We start from the raw sequence: 1,078 nt of genomic DNA on the forward strand, positions 1-1,078 counted from the left end.
TATAAGTTTTATCTGAACGTAGTGGGATTTAAAGAAAGAAAAAACTTATATATAACAGATACTTGGACGGTTTTATCTGAACGTAGTGGGATTTAAAGATGTTAGCGCAGCGTTTAGGCCTGGATTTGCTGAGGGTTTTATCTGAACGTAGTGGGATTTAAAGAGTTCCTGGCTGCAGCCGGGGCCGTTGGGTATGAGAGTTTTATCTGAACGTAGTGGGATTTAAAGTGAGCTGCTCTTGCTTGTTCACATCCTCCCCCTCCGTTTTATCTGAACGTAGTGGGATTTAAAGATATACATGATAAAGTCCTGATTTTCTGCGGTCACAGTTTTATCTGAACGTAGTGGGATTTAAAGATAGTTATTGCCGGCGGTGGCGGTTAAACCGGATAAAGTTTTATCTGAACGTAGTGGGATTTAAAGAGTTTAAAGAGCAGCATCGCCGCTTCGGCTTCTTGGTTTTATCTGAACGTAGTGGGATTTAAAGACATTACTTCAGGTATGGTTAATTCAGCACCGGTAAGTTTTATCTGAACGTAGTGGGATTTAAAGTCAGTTTCCATCTATCTATTGTAGGTGTACTACCTGGTTTTATCTGAACGTAGTGGGATTTAAAGATGTGACTAGAACGTATGTTAATGAACATACAGGGCGTTTTATCTGAACGTAGTGGGATTTAAAGAGGAATACAACAACTTCATTGGCACAAAAATCATGAGGTTTTATCTGAACGTAGTGGGATTTAAAGCATACCGCGTGATAAATCCTTTATCAGCTATGGCTTGTTTTATCTGAACGTAGTGGGATTTAAAGAAAAATATTTTTTGGCATTTTCTGTGTCGGCAATTTCTGTTTTATCTGAACGTAGTGGGATTTAAAGCCGGTATAAAACTGGATGAAAAAATCGAATGAACTGGTTTTATCTGAACGTAGTGGGATTTAAAGCAGTATGCGCGGATCACCACGAATGGGAATAAGTTAGTTTTATCTGAACGTAGTGGGATTTAAAGATATATGGTAAATCTGATATGTGGGATCGGCTTTAAGTATTATCTGAACGTAGTTGGATTTAAAGATG

At 38.3% G+C, this 1,078-nt stretch carries 1 CRISPR repeat array.

What is annotated here, in order from left to right:
• The first annotated feature begins 5 nt into the window (after positions 1-5).
• Positions 6-1,075: direct repeats of the CRISPR family, unit length 29 nt; unit sequence GTTTTATCTGAACGTAGTGGGATTTAAAG.
• Positions 1,076-1,078 lie beyond the last annotated feature (3 nt).

It is taken from the genome of Sporotomaculum syntrophicum (assembly GCF_009932395.1).
Lineage (GTDB): Bacteria > Bacillota > Desulfotomaculia > Desulfotomaculales > Desulfallaceae > Sporotomaculum > Sporotomaculum syntrophicum.